Raw genomic sequence first — 17,235 nt, forward strand, 5'->3', positions numbered from 1 at the left:
TTCCATTGCAGCTTAACAACAAATATTTAGGTTTCGTCCTGGTTTTTCTGTCAAGCGTATGAAGTTTACTGATTTAAAGATTGAAACACAGGCCTCGCATCAGCGTTTCTTTTACCAGGGGCGATTATTTCGTCAACATGATGAATTTACATGCCTTACCCACTTCCCCTCGCCGTTGGCAATGTTATGATGGCGGGAATTTTTACCAAACACGCTTAAGAGTCTCTGAGAGCCCGAACATGTTCAAAAAAATCCTCTTCCCGTTAGTTGCTCTGTTTATGCTTGCAGGATGCGCAAAACCGCCAACAACTATTGAAGTTTCCCCGACGATTACACTGCCACAGCAGGATCCAAGCCTGATGGGCGTCACCGTAAGCATTAATGGTGCCGATCAGCGTACCGATCAGGCGCTGGCAAAAGTCACCCGCGATAATCAAATCGTTACCCTGACCGCTTCCCGCGATCTGCGCTTCCTGCTGCAAGAAGTGCTTGAAAAACAGATGACCGCGCGTGGTTACATGGTCGGTCCGAATGGCCCGGTTAATCTGCAAATCATCGTTAGCCAACTGTATGCTGATGTGTCCCAGGGCAACGTGCGCTATAACATCGCGACCAAAGCGGATATCGCCATCATCGCTACCGCGCAGAATGGCAACAAAATGACCAAGAACTATCGTGCCAGCTACAACGTTGAAGGTGCGTTCCAGGCCTCCAACAAAAATATCGCCGATGCGGTTAACAGTGTGCTGACCGATACCATCGCTGATATGTCTCAGGACACCAGCATCCACGAATTCATCAAGCAGAACGCGCGTTAATTTCTGCCCTCTGGCCCGGTGCAAGCCGGGCCTGTAGACGCCCATGTCCAGTCAATATTTACGTATTTTTCAACAGCCGCGTTCAGCCATATTGCTGATCCTGGGTTTTGCTTCCGGGCTACCGCTCGCCCTGACATCCGGCACCTTACAGGCCTGGATGACGGTCGAGAATATCGATCTTAAAACCATTGGTTTCTTCTCTCTGGTAGGCCAGGCTTACGTTTTTAAATTCCTCTGGTCACCGCTGATGGACCGCTACACGCCCCCATTTTTCGGGCGGCGGCGCGGTTGGCTGCTCGCCACGCAAATCCTGTTATTAGTCGCCATTGCGGCGATGGGTTTTCTCGAACCAGGCACCCAGCTCCGCTGGATGGCGGCACTGGCGGTGGTGATCGCTTTTTGCTCTGCCTCCCAGGATATTGTCTTCGATGCGTGGAAAACCGATGTGCTTCCGGCAGAAGAGCGTGGTGCGGGCGCGGCAATCAGCGTGCTGGGTTACCGTTTAGGGATGCTGATTTCCGGCGGCTTAGCCCTGTGGCTGGCAGATAAATGGCTGGGCTGGCAGGGCATGTACTGGTTGATGGCGGCGCTGTTGATCCCCTGTATTATCGCGACGTTACTTGCACCAGAACCAACCGACACCATTCCAGTGCCCAAAACGCTGGAACAAGCGGTTGTTGCACCTCTGCGCGATTTCTTTGGTCGCAATAATGCCTGGCTTATTTTGCTTCTTATCGTGCTGTATAAGCTGGGCGACGCATTCGCCATGAGCCTGACAACCACGTTTTTGATTCGCGGCGTCGGGTTTGATGCGGGTGAAGTAGGCGTGGTTAACAAAACGCTTGGCTTACTGGCGACCATTGTTGGCGCATTGTACGGTGGTATTTTGATGCAGCGCCTGTCACTGTTCCGGGCGCTGCTGATTTTCGGCATTTTACAAGGTGCGTCTAACGCCGGTTACTGGCTGCTGTCGATTACTGATAAGCATCTCTACAGCATGGGCGCAGCCGTCTTTTTCGAAAACCTCTGTGGCGGGATGGGTACATCAGCCTTTGTCGCGCTGTTAATGACGCTGTGTAATAAGTCATTTTCCGCTACTCAATTTGCCCTGCTCTCAGCGCTTTCTGCTGTAGGGCGAGTTTATGTCGGCCCCGTGGCGGGTTGGTTTGTTGAAGCACACGGCTGGTCGACATTCTATCTGTTCTCCGTCGCCGCTGCCGTACCAGGGCTTATTTTGCTGCTGGTTTGTCGCCAGACGCTTGAATATACACGAGTAAATGACAACTTTATCTCCCGTACCGAATATCCGGCAGGTTATGCCTTTGCCATGTGGACACTGGCGGCGGGCGTCAGCCTGTTGGCCGTGTGGTTACTCCTGTTGACGATGGACGCGCTGGATTTGACGCACTTCTCTTTCCTGCCTGCTCTGCTGGAAGTCGGGGTTTTAGTCGCCCTTTCTGGCGTCGTGCTTGGTGGTTTACTGGATTATCTGGCGCTACGAAAAACGCATCTGACGTAATCTGTAAATATTATTTAGCTGTAGTAATCACTCGCCGTAATTATTACGGCTAAATAAACATCAGCATCGCTTATTAATATTTGTTCTTTTGTGCGACTTAGCGTCTGGAAATTATTGACGCCATTTATGAATTCTATTTTTCTTACACGATTCAGCTAATGAGTCTTTATTTTCTCACTACCAAGTTGTCACCTTAATGATAATTATTTGTTAAATAATTGTTTTATTTCGCATTGGTTATACCAATTGCCCGCCCAGACTCCTTCTGCACTCCCCTTTTGTTATAACGCCCTTTTGCAACAGCTTCTTAAAATCAACCTGATATGTTTTGCAACATATGTGACCTGGAAGCCAAATCCAAGTAACAGGAATTTAATCATGTTTACAGTAATGTAACCTTCCCGTAAAATGCCCACACACTTTAAACGCCACCAGATCCCGTGGAATTGAGGTCGTTAAATGAGACTCAGGAAATACAAAAAAAGTTTGGGATGGTTGTCATTATTTGCAGGCACTGTATTGCTCAGTGGCTGTAATTCTGCGCTGTTAGATCCCAAAGGACAGATTGGTCTGGAGCAACGTTCACTGATACTGACGGCATTTGGCCTGATGTTGATTGTCGTTATTCCCGCAATCTTGATGGCTGTTGGTTTCGCCTGGAAGTACCGTGCGAGCAATAAAGATGCTAAGTACAGCCCGAACTGGTCACACTCCAATAAAGTGGAAGCTGTGGTCTGGACGGTACCTATCTTAATCATCATCTTCCTTGCGGTACTGACCTGGAAAACCACTCACGCTCTTGAGCCTAGCAAGCCGCTGGCACACGACGAGAAGCCCATTACCATCGAAGTGGTTTCCATGGACTGGAAATGGTTCTTCATCTACCCGGAACAGGGCGTTGCTACCGTGAATGAAATCGCTTTCCCGGCGAACACTCCGGTGTACTTCAAAGTGACCTCCAACTCCGTGATGAACTCCTTCTTCATTCCGCGTCTGGGTAGCCAGATTTATGCCATGGCCGGTATGCAGACTCGCCTGCATCTGATCGCCAACGAACCCGGTACTTATGACGGTATCTCCGCCAGCTACAGCGGCCCGGGCTTCTCAGGCATGAAGTTCAAAGCTATTGCAACACCGGATCGCGCCGCATTCGACCAGTGGGTCGCAAAAGCGAAACAGTCGCCGAACACCATGTCTGACATGGCAGCATTCGAAAAACTGGCCGCGCCTAGCGAATACAACCAAGTGGAATATTTCTCCAACGTGAAACCAGACTTGTTTGCCGATGTGATTAACAAGTTTATGGCTCACGGTAAGAGCATGGACATGACCCAGCCAGAAGGTGAGCACAGCGCACACGAAGGTATGGAAGGCATGGACATGAGCCACGCGGAATCCGCCCATTAAAGGGGTTGAGGAAGAATAAAGATGTTCGGAAAATTATCACTTGATGCAGTCCCGTTCCATGAACCTATCGTCATGGTTACGATCGCTGGCATTATTTTGGGAGGTCTGGCGCTCGTTGGCCTGATCACTTACTTCGGTAAGTGGACCTACCTGTGGAAAGAGTGGCTGACCTCCGTCGACCATAAACGCCTCGGTATCATGTATATCATCGTGGCGATTGTGATGTTGCTGCGTGGTTTTGCTGACGCCATTATGATGCGTAGCCAGCAGGCCCTTGCCTCTGCGGGCGAAGCGGGCTTCCTGCCACCTCACCACTACGATCAGATCTTCACCGCGCACGGCGTGATTATGATCTTCTTCGTGGCGATGCCTTTCGTTATCGGTCTGATGAACCTGGTGGTTCCGCTGCAGATCGGCGCGCGTGACGTTGCGTTCCCGTTCCTCAACAACCTAAGCTTCTGGTTTACCGTTGTTGGTGTGATTCTGGTTAACGTTTCTCTCGGCGTGGGCGAATTTGCGCAGACCGGCTGGCTGGCCTATCCACCGCTATCGGGAATAGAGTACAGTCCGGGAGTCGGTGTCGATTACTGGATATGGAGTCTCCAGCTATCCGGTATAGGTACAACGCTTACCGGTATCAACTTCTTCGTTACCATTCTGAAGATGCGCGCACCGGGCATGACCATGTTCAAGATGCCAGTATTTACCTGGGCATCACTGTGCGCGAACGTACTGATTATTGCTTCCTTCCCAATTCTGACGGTTACCGTTGCGTTGTTGACCCTGGATCGCTATCTGGGCACCCATTTCTTTACCAACGATATGGGTGGCAACATGATGATGTACATCAACCTGATTTGGGCCTGGGGCCACCCGGAAGTTTACATCCTGATCCTGCCTGTTTTCGGTGTGTTCTCCGAAATTGCGGCAACCTTCTCGCGTAAACGTCTGTTTGGTTATACCTCGCTGGTATGGGCAACCGTCTGTATCACCGTGCTGTCGTTCATCGTCTGGCTGCACCACTTCTTTACGATGGGTGCGGGCGCGAACGTAAACGCCTTCTTTGGTATCACCACCATGATTATCGCCATCCCGACCGGGGTGAAGATCTTCAACTGGCTGTTCACCATGTATCAGGGCCGCATCGTGTTCCATTCTGCGATGCTGTGGACCATCGGTTTTATCGTCACCTTCTCGGTAGGCGGTATGACTGGCGTGCTGCTGGCAGTACCGGGCGCGGACTTCGTTCTGCATAACAGCCTGTTCCTGATTGCGCACTTCCATAACGTGATCATCGGCGGCGTGGTCTTCGGCTGCTTCGCAGGGATGACCTACTGGTGGCCTAAAGCGTTCGGTTTCAAACTGAACGAAACCTGGGGTAAACGCGCGTTCTGGTTCTGGATCATCGGCTTCTTCGTTGCCTTTATGCCGCTGTATGCGCTGGGCTTCATGGGCATGACCCGTCGTTTGAGCCAGCAGATTGACCCGCAGTTCCACACCATGCTGATGATTGCAGCCAGCGGTGCAGTACTGATTGCGCTGGGTATTCTCTGCCTCGTTATTCAGATGTACGTTTCTATTCGTGACCGCGACCAGAACCGTGACCTGACTGGCGACCCGTGGGGTGGCCGTACGCTGGAGTGGGCAACCTCTTCCCCGCCTCCGTTCTATAACTTTGCCGTTGTGCCGCACGTTCACGAGCGTGATGCATTCTGGGAAATGAAAGAGAAAGGCGAAGCGTACAAAAAGCCTGACCACTATGAAGAAATTCATATGCCGAAAAACAGCGGTGCAGGTATCGTCATTGCAGCTTTCTCCACCATCTTCGGTTTCGCCATGATCTGGCATATCTGGTGGCTGGCGATTGTTGGCTTCGCAGGCATGATCATCACCTGGATCGTGAAAAGCTTCGACGAGGACGTGGATTACTACGTGCCGGTGGCAGAAATCGAAAAACTGGAAAACCAGCATTTCGATGAGATTACTAAGGCAGGGCTGAAAAATGGCAACTGATACTTTGACGCACGCGACTGCCCACGCGCACGAACACGGGCACCACGATGCAGGCGGAACCAAAATCTTCGGATTTTGGATCTACCTGATGAGCGACTGCATTCTGTTCTCTATCTTGTTTGCTACCTATGCCGTTCTGGTGAACGGCACCGCAGGCGGCCCGACAGGTAAGGACATTTTCGAACTGCCGTTCGTTCTGGTTGAAACTTTCTTGCTGTTGTTCAGCTCCATCACCTACGGCATGGCGGCTATCGCCATGTACAAAAACAACAAAAGCCAGGTTATCTCCTGGCTGGCGTTGACCTGGTTGTTTGGTGCCGGATTTATTGGGATGGAAATCTATGAATTCCATCACCTGATTGTTAACGGCATGGGTCCGGATCGCAGCGGCTTCCTGTCAGCGTTCTTTGCGTTGGTCGGCACGCACGGTCTGCACGTCACTTCCGGTCTTATCTGGATGGCGGTGCTGATGGTGCAAATCGCCCGTCGCGGCCTGACCAGCACTAACCGTACCCGCATCATGTGCCTGAGCCTGTTCTGGCACTTCCTGGATGTGGTTTGGATCTGTGTGTTCACTGTTGTTTATCTGATGGGGGCGATGTAATGAGTCATTCTACCGATCACAGCGGCGCGTCCCATGGCAGCGTAAAAACCTACATGACAGGCTTTATCCTGTCGATCATTCTGACGGTGATTCCGTTCTGGATGGTGATGACAGGAGCTGCCTCTCCGGCCGTAATTCTGGGAACAATCCTGGCAATGGCAGTGGTACAGGTTCTGGTGCATCTGGTGTGCTTCCTGCACATGAATACCAAATCAGATGAAGGCTGGAACATGACGGCGTTTGTCTTCACCGTGCTAATCATCGCTATCCTGGTTGTAGGCTCCATCTGGATTATGTGGAACCTCAACTACAACATGATGATGCACTAAGAGCGGCGGTTATGATGTTTAAGCAATACCTGCAAGTAACGAAACCAGGCATCATCTTTGGCAACCTGATCTCGGTGATTGGGGGATTCCTGCTGGCCTCAAAGGGCAGCATTGATTATCCCCTGTTTATCTACACGCTGGTTGGGGTGTCACTGGTTGTGGCGTCGGGTTGTGTGTTTAACAACTACATCGACAGGGATATCGACAGAAAGATGGAAAGGACGAAGAATCGGGTGCTGGTTAAAGGCCTGATCTCTCCTGCTGTCTCGCTGGTGTACGCCACCTTGCTGGGTATTGCTGGCTTTATGCTGCTGTGGTTTGGCGCGAATCCGCTGGCCTGCTGGCTGGGGGTGATGGGCTTTGTGGTTTACGTCGGCGTTTATAGCCTGTACATGAAACGCCACTCAGTCTACGGCACATTGATTGGTTCGCTCTCCGGCGCTGCGCCGCCGGTGATCGGCTACTGTGCAGTAACCGGCGAGTTCGATAGTGGCGCAGCGATCCTGCTTGCTATCTTCAGTCTGTGGCAGATGCCTCACTCCTATGCCATCGCCATTTTCCGCTTTAAGGATTACCAGGCGGCAAACATTCCGGTATTGCCAGTGGTAAAAGGCATTTCGGTGGCGAAGAATCACATCACGCTGTATATCATCGCCTTTGCCGTTGCCACGCTGATGCTCTCTCTTGGCGGTTACGCTGGGTATAAATATCTGGTAGTCGCCGCGGCGGTGAGCGTCTGGTGGTTAGGCATGGCTCTGCGCGGTTATAAAGTTGCTGATGACAGAATCTGGGCGCGCAAGCTGTTCGGCTTCTCTATCATCGCCATCACTGCCCTCTCGGTGATGATGTCCGTTGATTTTATGGTGCCGGACTCGCATACGCTGCTGGCTGCTGTGTGGTAACACAACCTCTCAGTTAAAAAGGTGCTACGGCACCTTTTTTCTTAGCATTAGAATCATATCCCTCTCGAAATATTTACTAAAAAATCCGCATGTTTACCCCATTCGTTTGCCGCTTTACACTAGTCGCGAATTTAAAACAGAGGTGGTAATGAACGATTATAAAATGACGCCAGGTGAGCGACGCGCGACCTGGGGTTTAGGGACCGTATTCTCGTTGCGCATGCTGGGCATGTTCATGGTTCTGCCGGTTCTGACCACGTACGGCATGGCTCTGCAAGGTGCCAGCGAAGCATTAATCGGTATTGCCATTGGTATTTATGGTCTGACTCAGGCCGTTTTTCAGATTCCGTTTGGCCTGCTTTCCGACCGCATTGGTCGCAAACCATTAATTGTCGGTGGGCTGGCAGTGTTTGCCGCCGGTAGCGTTATCGCTGCGCTCTCTGACTCCATCTGGGGAATTATTCTGGGCCGGGCGCTACAAGGCTCCGGTGCGATTGCCGCTGCCGTTATGGCGCTGCTTTCCGATCTCACGCGCGAACAAAACCGCACCAAAGCAATGGCGTTTATCGGCGTGAGCTTTGGCATTACCTTTGCCATTGCGATGGTGCTTGGCCCGATCATCACTCACAAACTTGGGCTGCACGCGCTGTTCTGGATGATCGCTATTCTGGCAACGACCGGCATTGCGTTGACCATTTGGGTTGTGCCCAACAGTAGCACTCACGTACTTAATCGTGAGTCCGGAATGGTGAAAGGCAGTTTCAGTAAAGTGCTGGCGGAACCGCGGCTGCTGAAACTCAACTTTGGCATTATGTGTCTGCATATTTTGCTGATGTCGACGTTTGTTGCCCTGCCCGGACAACTGGCTGATGCGGGGTTCCCGGCGGCTGAACACTGGAAGGTCTATCTGGCGACAATGCTAATCGCCTTTGGCTCGGTCGTGCCTTTCATTATCTACGCTGAAGTTAAGCGCAAAATGAAGCAAGTCTTTGTCTTCTGCGTTGGGTTGATCGTGGTTGCGGAAATTGTGTTGTGGAACGCACAAACGCAGTTCTGGCAACTGGTGGTCGGCGTGCAGCTTTTCTTTGTAGCGTTTAATTTGATGGAAGCCCTTCTGCCTTCACTTATCAGTAAAGAGTCGCCAGCAGGTTACAAAGGTACGGCGATGGGTGTTTACTCCACCAGCCAGTTTCTTGGCGTGGCGATTGGCGGTTCGCTGGGCGGCTGGATTGACGGCATGTTTGACGGTCAGGGAGTATTTCTCGCTGGCGCAATGCTGGCCGCAGTGTGGCTGGCAGTCGCCAGTACCATGAAAGAACCGCCGTATGTCAGCAGCTTGCGCATTGAAATCCCGGCGGACATTGCCGCAAACGAGGCGTTAAAAGTGCGTTTGCTGGAAACCGCGGGCGTCAAAGAAGTGTTGATTGCAGAAGAAGAACATTCAGCTTATGTGAAAATCGACAGCAAAGTGACGAATCGCTTTGAGGTTGAACAGGCAATTCGTCAGGCATAAAAAACGAGGCGAATTGCCTGCTGCGCTACGCTTACCAGGCCTACAAAGTTCTTGAGTTACAAATCGTTGTAGGCCGAATTAGCTGTTCATGCTGCATTCGGCATGAACAAAACGCACATTGTCGCGATTAATCGCGGAAGTTTTTGAACTGGAACGGCTGACCCGGATCGCCACCACGTACCATCGCCATGACAGCCTGCAAATCATCACGAGATTTACCCGTTACGCGGATCTCATCACCCTGAATTTGCGCCTGCACTTTCAGTTTGCTGTCTTTGATCATCTTGACGATTTTCTTCTGGGTCGCACTCTCAATGCCCTGTTTCAGTTTCGCTTCCACAAACCAGGTTTTACCGCTATGAACGATATTTTCCGGTACATCCAGCGAACTGCCTTCAATGCCGCGCTTCAGCAGCTTGGCACGCAGAATATCCAGCAACTGATTGACCTGGAAATCGGACTCGCTCAACACTTTGATGGTTTTGCTGGCGTCGTTCAGCTCAAATGAGGCTTCAACATTACGGAAGTCAAAACGGGACTCCACTTCGCGGCTCGCGTTATCGACCGCGTTACGTGCTTCCTGAAGATCAACTTCAGAGACAATATCGAAAGATGGCATCTTTTCCTCTCCCTTCATTTTTGATGCGAAGCATAATACCTGCAAAGTTAAATAACCAACAGTCCTGCACCAGGACGTATCCCTTAATTGTGCATAGTCGCAACAGCATGCACAATTAAGGGATAGCCTTATTGAACACCCGGAGTGGTTGCGGGTGAGGAGGAACAATGAAAATTACCGTATTGGGATGCGGTGCCTTAGGGCAATTATGGCTTACAGCACTTTGTAAACAGGGTCACGACGTTCAGGGCTGGCTGCGCGTACCGCAACCTTATTGTAGCGTGAATCTGGTTGAGACAGATGGTTCGATATTTAACGAATCGCTGACCGCCAACGATCCCGATTTTCTCGCCACCAGCGATCTGCTCCTGGTGACGCTGAAAGCATGGCAGGTTTCCGATGCCGTCAAAAGCCTCGCGTCCACACTGCCTGTAACTACGCCAATACTGTTAATTCACAACGGCATGGGCACCATCGAAGAGTTGCAAAACATTCAGCAGCCATTACTGATGGGCACCACCACCCATGCCGCTCGCCGCGACGGCAATGTCATTATTCATGTGGCAAACGGTATCACGCATATTGGTCCGGCACGGCAACAGGATGGCGATTACAGTTATCTGGCGGATATTTTGCAAACCGTGTTGCCTGACGTTGCCTGGCATAACAATATTCGCGCCGAGCTGTGGCGCAAGCTGGCAGTCAACTGTGTGATTAATCCACTGACTGCCATCTGGAATTGCCCGAACGGTGAATTACGTCATCATCCGCAAGAAATTATGCAGATATGCGAGGAAGTCGCGGCAGTGATCGAACGCGAAGGACATCATACTTCAGCAGAAGATTTGCGTGATTACGTGATGCAGGTGATTGATGCCACAGCGGAAAATATCTCGTCGATGTTGCAGGATATCCGCGCGCTGCGCCACACCGAAATCGACTATATCAATGGTTTTCTCTTACGCCGCGCCCGCGCGCATGGGATTACCGTACCGGAAAACACCCGCCTGTTTGAAATGGTAAAAAGAAAGGAGAGTGAATATGAGCGCATCGGCACTGGTTTGCCTCGCCCCTGGTAGTGAAGAGACTGAAGCCGTCACCACTATCGATCTGCTGGTTCGCGGCGGTATCAAAGTCACCACTGCCAGCGTCGCCAGCGATGGCAACCTGGCGATTACCTGCTCGCGCGGCGTGAAGCTGCTGGCGGATGCGCCGCTGGTCGAAGTAGCTGATGGCGAATATGACGTGATCGTGCTGCCTGGAGGCATTAAAGGCGCAGAGTGTTTTCGCGATAGCACCCTGCTGGTTGAAACCGTTAAACAGTTCCACCGTTCCGGGCGTATCGTCGCGGCTATTTGCGCCGCACCAGCCACCGTGCTGGTCCCGCACGATATCTTCCCGATTGGCAATATGACCGGCTTCCCGACGCTGAAAGACAAAATACCCGCCGAACAATGGCAGGACAAGCGCGTCGTCTGGGATGCACGGGTAAAATTGCTGACCAGTCAGGGGCCGGGTACAGCTATCGACTTTGGTCTGAAAATTATCGACCTGCTGGTTGGGCGTGAAAAAGCCCATGAAGTGGCATCACAACTGGTGATGGCGGCAGGGATTTATAATTATTACGAGTAGTGGCGGATGCGGCAAACGTCGCATCTGACCAGATGCGACGTAAAAACCACAAATTACGGGCGATATACCTTCACATTGTTAAAGCCCTGCTCGCGCAGATAGAGCGCCTGCAGGCGGCTCATCACCCCGCGCTCACACCACAACAGCCAGGTTTTGTTCTGGTCGAGATCGCCAAATTTGGTGCTCAGTTTATAGAACGGCAGAGAAACCACATCAATCCCTTCGACTTTCAGCGGCTTATCTTCCTGTTCATCGATAGAACGGATATCGAGGATCACGTCGTTCGGGCCGAAGCCATTGACGGTTTCCACTTCCACCACTTCCTGCTCGGTCTGCTGGGCGATTTCGCGGATATCAACGTTATTCGCTTCCTCAACCACTTTATCGAGAATGCTGAAGTCGAACTTCTCTTCTTCCGCTTCAATCTTCGATTTAACCGCTTTCACCGTCGGGCTTTTGGAGATCACACCGCAATATTCGGGCATCGTGCGGGCAAAGTCTTCAGTGCCAATCTGGCGAGCCAGGTTGATGATGTGCTCTTTGTCGTAAGAAATCAGCGGACGCAGGATCAGCGTGTCGGAGACGTTATCAATCAGGCGCAGGTTAGTCAGCGTCTGGCTGGACACCTGGCCCAGTGCTTCGCCAGTGACCAGCGCCTGTACACCGTAACGTTCAGCCACTTTAGACGCGGCACGCACCATCATACGTTTGAGGATAACACCCATCTGACCGTCGTCGATTTTCTCGAGAATTTCCCCGACGACAGGTTCGAAATTAATAGCGACAAAACGCACGCGGTGGGAGCTGCCAAAGCGGTTCCACAGATAATGCGCCACCTGACGCACGCCAATTTCATGCGCCGCGCCGCCGAGGTTAAAGAAGCAGTAATGCACGCGGCAGCCGCGACGCATCAACATATAGCTGGAAACGCCGGAGTCGAAACCACCGGAAATGAGCGACAGCACATCTTCCTGGGTACCAATCGGGAAACCGCCAATACCTTCATAGCGACCTTTAATCAGCAGGAGACGATCGTCTTCCACTTCCAGATGGACAGTGACATCCGGGTTAGTCAGCTTCACGCGCGCGGATTCAATATGCTGATTTAAACCGCCGCCGACGTAACGTTCCACATCAATCGAGCTAAAATCATGTTTGCCGCGGCGCTTCACGCGTACGCAGAAGGTTTTCCCTTCCAGCTGATCGCGATACTGAACCAACGCTTTCTCAAAAATATCGTGCATGTCGGTAAACGGCACGTCTTCGACTTCGAGAATATGGTGGATACCCGGAATACGGGTCAGGGCGTCGCGAATGGCCAGACGCTGGTTTTCATCTTTTGCGCGAACTTCGATGTTATCCCAGTGGCGGACGACAGCGAGCGTCTCATCATAGTGCTTTAAAACGTTACGAATGTTCCCGGTAAGGATTTTTATAAAGCGCAAGCGCACAGATTGGCTTTTGATGGTGATTTCCGGGAACAATTTAATGATAAACTTCATGGCGGCAATGGTTCGTTGGCAAGCCTTAAGCGACTTGTATAGGGAAAAATACAGCAGCCCACACCTGCGGCTGCATCCAGGCGCGGAAGTATACCACTAACATCGCTTTGCTGCGCACATCACCTTACCATTGCGCGTTATTTGCTATTTGCCCTGAGTCCGTTACCATGACGGGGCGAAAAATATTGAGAGTCAGACATTCATTATGCCGAAGAAAAATGAGGCGCCCGCCAGCTTTGAAAAGGCGCTGAGCGAGCTGGAACAGATTGTAACCCGTCTGGAAAGTGGCGACCTGCCGCTGGAAGAGGCGCTGAACGAGTTCGAACGCGGCGTGCAGCTGGCACGTCAGGGGCAGGCCAAATTACAACAAGCCGAACAGCGCGTACAAATTCTGCTGTCTGACAATGAAGACGCCTCTCTAACCCCTTTTACACCGGACAATGAGTAATGGACTTTCCGCAGCAACTCGAAGCCTGCGTTAAGCAGGCCAACCAGGCGCTGAGCCGTTTTATCGCCCCACTGCCCTTTCAGAACACTCCCGTGGTCGAAACCATGCAGTATGGCGCATTATTAGGTGGTAAGCGCCTGCGACCTTTCCTGGTTTATGCCACCGGTCATATGTTCGGCGTTAGCACAAACACGCTGGACGCACCCGCTGCCGCCGTAGAGTGTATCCACGCTTACTCATTAATTCATGATGATTTACCGGCAATGGATGATGACGATCTGCGTCGCGGTTTGCCAACCTGCCATGTGAAGTTTGGCGAAGCAAACGCGATTCTCGCTGGCGACGCTTTACAAACGCTGGCGTTCTCGATTTTAAGCGATGCCGATATGCCGGAAGTGTCGGATCGCGACAGAATTTCGATGATTTCAGAACTGGCGAGCGCCAGCGGTATTGCCGGAATGTGCGGTGGTCAGGCATTAGATTTAGATGCGGAAGGCAAACACGTACCTCTGGACGCGCTTGAGCGTATTCATCGTCATAAAACCGGCGCATTGATTCGCGCCGCCGTTCGCCTTGGTGCATTAAGCGCCGGAGATAAAGGACGTCGTGCTCTGCCAGTACTCGACAAGTACGCAGAGAGCATCGGCCTTGCCTTCCAGGTTCAGGATGACATCCTGGATGTGGTAGGAGATACTGCAACGTTGGGAAAACGCCAGGGTGCCGACCAGCAACTTGGTAAAAGTACCTACCCTGCACTTCTGGGTCTTGAGCAAGCCCGGAAGAAAGCCCGGGATCTGATCGACGATGCCCGTCAGTCGCTGAAACAACTGGCTGAACAGTCACTCGATACCTCGGCACTGGAAGCGCTAGCGGACTACATCATCCAGCGTAATAAATAAACAATAAGTATTAATAGGCCCCTGATGAGTTTTGATATTGCCAAATACCCGACCCTGGCACTGGTCGACTCCACCCAGGAGTTACGACTGTTGCCGAAAGAGAGTTTACCGAAACTCTGCGACGAACTGCGCCGCTATTTACTCGACAGCGTGAGCCGTTCCAGCGGGCACTTCGCCTCCGGGCTGGGCACGGTCGAACTGACCGTGGCGCTGCACTATGTCTACAACACCCCGTTTGACCAGTTAATCTGGGATGTGGGGCATCAGGCTTATCCGCATAAAATTTTGACCGGACGCCGCGACAAGATCGGCACCATCCGTCAGAAAGGCGGTCTGCACCCGTTCCCGTGGCGCGGCGAAAGCGAATATGACGTATTAAGCGTCGGGCATTCATCAACCTCCATCAGTGCCGGAATTGGTATTGCGGTTGCTGCCGAGAAAGAAGGCAAAAATCGCCGTACCGTCTGTGTCATTGGCGATGGCGCTATTACCGCTGGCATGGCGTTTGAAGCGATGAATCACGCGGGCGATATCCGCCCTGATATGCTGGTGGTTCTCAACGACAATGAAATGTCGATTTCCGAAAATGTCGGTGCGCTCAACAACCATCTGGCGCAGCTGCTTTCCGGTAAGCTTTACTCTTCACTGCGCGAAGGCGGGAAAAAAGTTTTCTCTGGCGTTCCGCCCATTAAAGAGCTGCTCAAACGTACCGAAGAACATATTAAAGGCATGGTGGTGCCTGGCACATTGTTTGAAGAGCTGGGCTTTAACTACATCGGCCCGGTGGACGGTCACGATGTGCTGGGGCTTATCACCACGCTGAAGAACATGCGCGACCTGAAAGGCCCGCAGTTCCTGCATATCATGACCAAAAAAGGTCGTGGTTATGAACCGGCAGAAAAAGACCCAATCACCTTCCACGCCGTGCCTAAATTTGATCCCTCCAGCGGTTGTTTGCCGAAAAGTAGCGGCGGTTTACCAAGCTATTCAAAAATCTTTGGCGACTGGTTGTGCGAAACGGCAGCGAAAGACAACAAGCTGATGGCGATTACTCCGGCGATGCGTGAAGGTTCCGGTATGGTTGAGTTTTCTCGTAAATTCCCGGATCGCTACTTCGACGTGGCAATTGCCGAGCAACACGCAGTGACCTTTGCGGCGGGTCTGGCGATTGGTGGGTACAAACCCGTTGTCGCGATCTACTCCACTTTCCTGCAACGCGCCTATGATCAGGTGCTGCATGACGTGGCAATTCAAAAGCTTCCGGTCCTGTTCGCCATCGACCGCGCGGGCATTGTTGGTGCTGATGGTCAAACCCACCAGGGCGCTTTTGATCTCTCTTACCTGCGCTGCATACCGGAAATGGTCATTATGACCCCGAGCGATGAAAACGAATGTCGCCAGATGCTCTATACCGGCTATCACTATAACGATGGCCCGTCAGCGGTGCGCTACCCGCGTGGCAACGCGGTAGGCGTGGAGTTGACGCCGCTGGAAAAACTGCCAATTGGCAAAGGCATTGTGAAGCGTCGTGGCGAGAAACTGGCGATCCTTAACTTTGGTACGCTGATGCCAGAAGCGGCGAAAGTCGCTGAATCGCTGAACGCTACGCTGGTCGATATGCGTTTTGTGAAACCGCTTGATGAAGCGTTAATTCTGGAAATGGCCGCCAGCCATGAAGCGCTGGTCACCGTAGAAGAAAACGCCATTATGGGCGGCGCAGGCAGCGGCGTGAACGAAGTGCTGATGGCCCATCGTAAACCAGTACCCGTGCTGAACATTGGCCTGCCTGACTTCTTTATTCCACAAGGAACGCAGGAAGAAATGCGCGCCGAACTCGGCCTCGATGCCGCTGGTATGGAAGCCAAAATCAAGGCCTGGCTGGCATAATCCCTACTCCACTCCTGCTATGCTTAAGAAATTATTCATGGCAGGAGTGGCAGCATGCAATACAACCCCTTAGGAAAAACCGACCTTCGCGTTTCCCGACTTTGCCTCGGCTGTATGACCTTTGGCGAGCCAGATCGCGGTAATCACGCATGGACACTGCCGGAAGAGAGCAGCCGTCCCATCATTAAACGCGCGCTGGAAGGCGGCATAAATTTCTTTGACACCGCCAATAGCTATTCCGATGGCAGCAGCGAAGAGATCGTCGGTCGCGCACTGCGGGATTTCGCCCGTCGTGAAGACGTGGTCGTTGCCACCAAAGTGTTCCATCGCGTTGGTGATTTACCGGAAGGATTATCCCGTGCGCAAATTCTACGTTCTATTGACGACAGCCTGCGCCGTCTCGGCATGGATTATGTCGATATCCTGCAAATTCATCGCTGGGATTACAACACGCCGATCGAAGAGACGCTGGAAGCCCTCAACGACGTGGTAAAAGCCGGGAAAGCGCGTTATATCGGCGCGTCATCCATGCACGCTTCGCAGTTTGCTCAGGCGCTGGAACTACAAAAACAGCACGGCTGGGCGCAGTTTGTCAGTATGCAGGATCACTACAATCTGATTTATCGCGAAGAAGAGCGTGAGATGCTGCCGCTGTGTTATCAGGAAGGCGTAGCGGTGATTCCGTGGAGCCCGCTGGCGCGGGGCCGTCTGACACGTCCGTGGGGAGAAACTACCGCACGACTGGTGTCTGATGAGGTGGGTAAAAATCTCTATAAAGAAAGCGATGAAAATGACGCGCAGATCGCAGAGCGGTTAACGGGCGTCAGCGAAGAACTCGGTGCAACACGAGCACAAGTTGCGCTGGCCTGGTTGTTGAGTAAACCGGGCATTGCCGCACCGATTATCGGAACTTCGCGGGAAGAACAGCTTGATGAGCTGCTGAACGCGGTGGATATCACCTTGAAGCCGGAACAGATTGCTGAACTGGAAACGCCATATAAACCGCATCCGGTCGTAGGATTTAAGTAAATCTCGCTTTTCAGCCATTTTATCTGCTGAATTCCCCATCGTCTGCGATGATGGGGACAACGTACCTCCCATCACCTTCTGTAACCATAATCCACCTCTGCAACAAAAAATTCT

16 protein-coding genes are annotated in these 17,235 nt (G+C 52.1%); 14 read left to right on the forward strand and 2 right to left on the reverse strand.

Annotated elements, in window-relative coordinates; translation table 11 throughout:
- Positions 1 to 239 precede the first annotated feature (239 nt).
- The 8 genes from ACK8NJ_RS17580 (at position 240) to ACK8NJ_RS17615 (ending at position 9,105) form a co-directional block, all read left to right on the forward strand.
- A complete protein-coding gene (locus tag ACK8NJ_RS17580) occupies positions 240 to 818 on the forward strand; it encodes a lipoprotein (RefSeq protein WP_001295326.1) in 579 nt (192 codons plus the stop codon).
- Positions 819 to 861: 43 nt separating this feature from the next.
- A complete protein-coding gene (gene ampG, locus ACK8NJ_RS17585) occupies positions 862 to 2,337 on the forward strand; it encodes a muropeptide MFS transporter AmpG (RefSeq protein ID WP_000098415.1) in 1,476 nt (491 codons plus the stop codon).
- 459 nt (positions 2,338 to 2,796) lie between these two features.
- Positions 2,797 to 3,744: a cytochrome o ubiquinol oxidase subunit II gene (gene cyoA, locus ACK8NJ_RS17590; protein ID WP_407228080.1), complete on the forward strand. Its 948-nt coding sequence runs from the start codon at positions 2,797 to 2,799 to the stop codon at positions 3,742 to 3,744.
- 21 nt (positions 3,745 to 3,765) lie between these two features.
- Complete coding sequence (gene cyoB / locus ACK8NJ_RS17595; RefSeq protein WP_000467180.1) at positions 3,766 to 5,757, forward strand: cytochrome o ubiquinol oxidase subunit I; 1,992 nt, start codon at positions 3,766 to 3,768, stop codon at positions 5,755 to 5,757.
- A complete protein-coding gene (locus ACK8NJ_RS17600) occupies positions 5,747 to 6,361 on the forward strand; it encodes a cytochrome o ubiquinol oxidase subunit III (protein WP_000179819.1) in 615 nt (204 codons plus the stop codon). Before cyoB ends, ACK8NJ_RS17600 begins: the two co-directional genes overlap by 11 nt.
- Positions 6,361 to 6,690, forward strand: a complete 330-nt coding sequence (locus ACK8NJ_RS17605) for a cytochrome o ubiquinol oxidase subunit IV (RefSeq protein ID WP_000019869.1) — start codon at positions 6,361 to 6,363, stop codon at positions 6,688 to 6,690. The genes ACK8NJ_RS17600 and ACK8NJ_RS17605 overlap by 1 nt, the downstream gene beginning before the upstream one ends.
- Before the next feature lie 11 nt (positions 6,691 to 6,701).
- Positions 6,702 to 7,592, forward strand: coding sequence for a heme o synthase (gene cyoE / locus ACK8NJ_RS17610; protein WP_000971336.1), 891 nt, complete (start codon positions 6,702 to 6,704; stop codon positions 7,590 to 7,592).
- Between the two features lie 148 nt (positions 7,593 to 7,740).
- Positions 7,741 to 9,105 carry an MFS transporter gene (locus tag ACK8NJ_RS17615; RefSeq protein WP_001000953.1) on the forward strand — a complete coding sequence of 455 codons (1,365 nt, stop codon included), beginning with the start codon at positions 7,741 to 7,743 and terminating at the stop codon, positions 9,103 to 9,105.
- Between the two features lie 127 nt (positions 9,106 to 9,232).
- Here the strand turns inward: ACK8NJ_RS17615 and yajQ are convergent, their stop codons facing one another.
- Positions 9,233 to 9,724 carry a nucleotide binding protein YajQ gene (gene yajQ / locus ACK8NJ_RS17620; RefSeq protein WP_411961837.1) on the reverse strand — a complete coding sequence of 164 codons (492 nt, stop codon included), beginning with the start codon at positions 9,722 to 9,724 and terminating at the stop codon, positions 9,233 to 9,235.
- A 167-nt stretch (positions 9,725 to 9,891) separates the two neighbouring features.
- Here yajQ and panE point away from each other — a divergent pair, with 167 nt between their 5' ends.
- Positions 9,892 to 10,803 carry a 2-dehydropantoate 2-reductase gene (gene panE / locus ACK8NJ_RS17625; RefSeq protein WP_000705837.1) on the forward strand — a complete coding sequence of 304 codons (912 nt, stop codon included), beginning with the start codon at positions 9,892 to 9,894 and terminating at the stop codon, positions 10,801 to 10,803.
- Positions 10,766 to 11,356, forward strand: a complete 591-nt coding sequence (yajL, locus tag ACK8NJ_RS17630; RefSeq protein ID WP_001276309.1) for a protein deglycase YajL — start codon at positions 10,766 to 10,768, stop codon at positions 11,354 to 11,356. The genes panE and yajL overlap by 38 nt, the downstream gene beginning before the upstream one ends.
- 53 nt (positions 11,357 to 11,409) lie before the next feature.
- Here yajL and ACK8NJ_RS17635 read toward each other — a convergent pair whose 3' ends face one another.
- Positions 11,410 to 12,858 (reverse strand): tRNA 4-thiouridine(8) synthase ThiI, encoded by a 1,449-nt coding sequence (locus tag ACK8NJ_RS17635; RefSeq protein WP_000668662.1) that lies wholly within the window; start codon positions 12,856 to 12,858, stop codon positions 11,410 to 11,412.
- Positions 12,859 to 13,063: 205 nt separating this feature from the next.
- Here ACK8NJ_RS17635 and xseB point away from each other — a divergent pair, with 205 nt between their 5' ends.
- From xseB to yajO, 4 genes are read left to right on the forward strand one after another with little or no spacing between them, the layout of a single operon-like run.
- Positions 13,064 to 13,306, forward strand: a complete 243-nt coding sequence (gene xseB / locus ACK8NJ_RS17640; RefSeq protein WP_001124935.1) for an exodeoxyribonuclease VII small subunit — start codon at positions 13,064 to 13,066, stop codon at positions 13,304 to 13,306.
- Entirely contained in the window at positions 13,306 to 14,205 is a 900-nt protein-coding gene (gene ispA / locus ACK8NJ_RS17645; RefSeq protein WP_000347217.1) for a (2E,6E)-farnesyl diphosphate synthase, read from the forward strand. The genes xseB and ispA overlap by 1 nt, the downstream gene beginning before the upstream one ends.
- Positions 14,206 to 14,229: 24 nt before the next feature.
- Positions 14,230 to 16,092, forward strand: a complete 1,863-nt coding sequence (dxs, locus tag ACK8NJ_RS17650; RefSeq protein WP_000006831.1) for a 1-deoxy-D-xylulose-5-phosphate synthase — start codon at positions 14,230 to 14,232, stop codon at positions 16,090 to 16,092.
- 54 nt (positions 16,093 to 16,146) lie between these two features.
- On the forward strand, positions 16,147 to 17,121 hold the full coding sequence (gene yajO / locus ACK8NJ_RS17655) for a 1-deoxyxylulose-5-phosphate synthase YajO (protein ID WP_001199800.1): 975 nt from the start codon (positions 16,147 to 16,149) through the stop codon (positions 17,119 to 17,121).
- Positions 17,122 to 17,235 lie beyond the last annotated feature (114 nt).

Source organism: Escherichia sp. F1 (assembly GCF_046764225.1).
Lineage (GTDB): Bacteria > Pseudomonadota > Gammaproteobacteria > Enterobacterales > Enterobacteriaceae > Escherichia > Escherichia coli.

What these genes read in the sequence shown, in the direction of transcription:
- yajQ (WP_411961837.1), bottom strand. Translation starts at nt 9,724, where the DNA reads ATGCCATCTTTCGATATTGTCTCTGAAGTTGATCTTCAGGAAGCACGT.
- cyoB (WP_000467180.1), top strand. Translation starts at nt 3,766, where the DNA reads ATGTTCGGAAAATTATCACTTGATGCAGTCCCGTTCCATGAACCTATC.
- dxs (WP_000006831.1), top strand. Translation starts at nt 14,230, where the DNA reads ATGAGTTTTGATATTGCCAAATACCCGACCCTGGCACTGGTCGACTCC.
- ampG (WP_000098415.1), top strand. Translation starts at nt 862, where the DNA reads ATGTCCAGTCAATATTTACGTATTTTTCAACAGCCGCGTTCAGCCATA.
- ACK8NJ_RS17600 (WP_000179819.1), top strand. Translation starts at nt 5,747, where the DNA reads ATGGCAACTGATACTTTGACGCACGCGACTGCCCACGCGCACGAACAC.
- yajL (WP_001276309.1), top strand. Translation starts at nt 10,766, where the DNA reads ATGAGCGCATCGGCACTGGTTTGCCTCGCCCCTGGTAGTGAAGAGACT.
- ACK8NJ_RS17580 (WP_001295326.1), top strand. Translation starts at nt 240, where the DNA reads ATGTTCAAAAAAATCCTCTTCCCGTTAGTTGCTCTGTTTATGCTTGCA.
- panE (WP_000705837.1), top strand. Translation starts at nt 9,892, where the DNA reads ATGAAAATTACCGTATTGGGATGCGGTGCCTTAGGGCAATTATGGCTT.
- yajO (WP_001199800.1), top strand. Translation starts at nt 16,147, where the DNA reads ATGCAATACAACCCCTTAGGAAAAACCGACCTTCGCGTTTCCCGACTT.
- ACK8NJ_RS17605 (WP_000019869.1), top strand. Translation starts at nt 6,361, where the DNA reads ATGAGTCATTCTACCGATCACAGCGGCGCGTCCCATGGCAGCGTAAAA.
- xseB (WP_001124935.1), top strand. Translation starts at nt 13,064, where the DNA reads ATGCCGAAGAAAAATGAGGCGCCCGCCAGCTTTGAAAAGGCGCTGAGC.
- cyoE (WP_000971336.1), top strand. Translation starts at nt 6,702, where the DNA reads ATGATGTTTAAGCAATACCTGCAAGTAACGAAACCAGGCATCATCTTT.
- ACK8NJ_RS17635 (WP_000668662.1), bottom strand. Translation starts at nt 12,858, where the DNA reads ATGAAGTTTATCATTAAATTGTTCCCGGAAATCACCATCAAAAGCCAA.
- ispA (WP_000347217.1), top strand. Translation starts at nt 13,306, where the DNA reads ATGGACTTTCCGCAGCAACTCGAAGCCTGCGTTAAGCAGGCCAACCAG.
- ACK8NJ_RS17615 (WP_001000953.1), top strand. Translation starts at nt 7,741, where the DNA reads ATGAACGATTATAAAATGACGCCAGGTGAGCGACGCGCGACCTGGGGT.
- cyoA (WP_407228080.1), top strand. Translation starts at nt 2,797, where the DNA reads ATGAGACTCAGGAAATACAAAAAAAGTTTGGGATGGTTGTCATTATTT.